Genomic DNA, 1,587 nt, shown 5'->3' with positions numbered 1-1,587 from the left:
GCCAGACGCTCTTTGTGCGGTATTGCCTTATGTGGATTTTGTTGTCATGGTCTTCTGATGGAACTGACACTTTTTCAACAACATATCTGCTGTTTCCGCACTGGGGCTCAATACTTTCAACGCCTCCAGATAGTGCAGATATGCCAGAATCGCAGAAGAAATGGATTTTTCTTTCAGCGTGATCAAAAAGAAATTCTCGTGGAAGTTCATGACCAGAACGATTGCCCCGTCATTCCAGATGTCCAGACCGTGAATATTCGCATGATCCATGAACGAATATTTCAGCATCTGAAAACGCCAGCGGTCACTGTTCTGTTTCAGAATACTGGACAGCATCTCATACCGCCGTTCCTTGGAGATCGGTGTGGAGATCGATTCGGAATATTCGTAGTACAGGTCGCTCTGGAAAAACTCCTGCATGCCCTGCTCCGAAAAAATGATGTGTTCGCATTTGACACGTGTCATATAGTCTACCAGATAGGCATAGCAGGTATTTGCGTTATAACCGGATTCCTCCTCTGACAGATACATGGTCTGCAAGTCCCGCTCCGAAATCCCGCTGGAAATGCAGGGATGCTTGGCGAGGATATAGAGTTCCTCTCCCTGCCGTTCGTTGACCATATTTCGTGTCTGATTGATTGCCTGAAAAAATTCCGGCAAGCTGAAAAACTTGTGACAGAAAGGATTGCTGCGGTCAAACAGAAAGGCGTACTGCTTCTCGTACAGAGAAACTGTCGCCGGCTGGCAGAACCACATTGCCTTGGTGCAGTCCCGTGAAATTGTCAGGGCACCCCGTTCGGTCACAATAAAGTAGGGGAACAAATGCTGCTCCAACAGCTCCGGCAAAGCTCCATAAGTACATCGAATTTCCATACGCCCCGCACAGATGACTGGCAGAGCTTTCGAAAATACGTCCAGATTTGCCGCCGAAATGCCGCCGTCAGAAGGTTCCAGCCAGAACAGCCACTGCATGGGCACCGTATCGCCGCAGGAAGCAACACAACGTCCTAAGATCTCCAACAGGTCCTGATCCTCCGGCTGTATAGCGATCCGCACGGAAGCGGTGTTCAGGCAAAGCCGTTGCACCGCCGCAAGGACTGCCATTTTGTTGGTGTACAGGTGTCCGTTTTCCGCAGAAACCGGCGTATCCAGACACTCCTCTTTTTGATAATACTGAGGGCATTCCACCTCGTACAGCCGCTTCATGGAAGCTTCGATCTGCTCGTAGGTGTGCCCGAATTTGGACATCTGATAGGACAGGTACAGTTCCTTTTCTTCCTGCGGATTCAGGTTCATGGCTTTTGCCAGCTGTTCCACCAGTGAAAAATCTGTGGGAAGAATCCCGCCGTTTTTGATTTTACTGAAACGGGACTTCCGAATGGACAGTATTTCGCATAGTTCCACCGATTTCAGGTGCTTCTGCCGCATCAGACGAGTCAGAGTTTCGCTAAATTGTGACATGATATTTTCATTCTTCTCCTAATTCAAAAAGCATTACACATGCTTTTGATTTCGTGTTTTCCAATCCAATCAAACATGCACACTCTTTTGCATGTTTAGGGCAATACCGCACAAAGATTGTGCGAC

At 48.2% G+C, this 1,587-nt stretch carries 1 protein-coding gene; it reads right to left on the bottom strand.

Annotated features, from left to right (window positions below; all coding sequences use genetic code 11):
• Window positions 1-27: 27 nt before the first annotated feature.
• Window positions 28-1,461: a helix-turn-helix domain-containing protein gene (locus RUMCAL_RS09825; RefSeq protein WP_021682672.1), complete on the bottom strand. Its 1,434-nt coding sequence runs from the start codon at window positions 1,459-1,461 to the stop codon at window positions 28-30.
• Window positions 1,462-1,587 lie beyond the last annotated feature (126 nt).

It is taken from the genome of Ruminococcus callidus ATCC 27760 (genome assembly GCF_000468015.1).
Classification (GTDB): domain Bacteria; phylum Bacillota; class Clostridia; order Oscillospirales; family Ruminococcaceae; genus Ruminococcus_C; species Ruminococcus_C callidus.
This window is presented reverse-complemented; position numbering and strand designations above follow the sequence as displayed.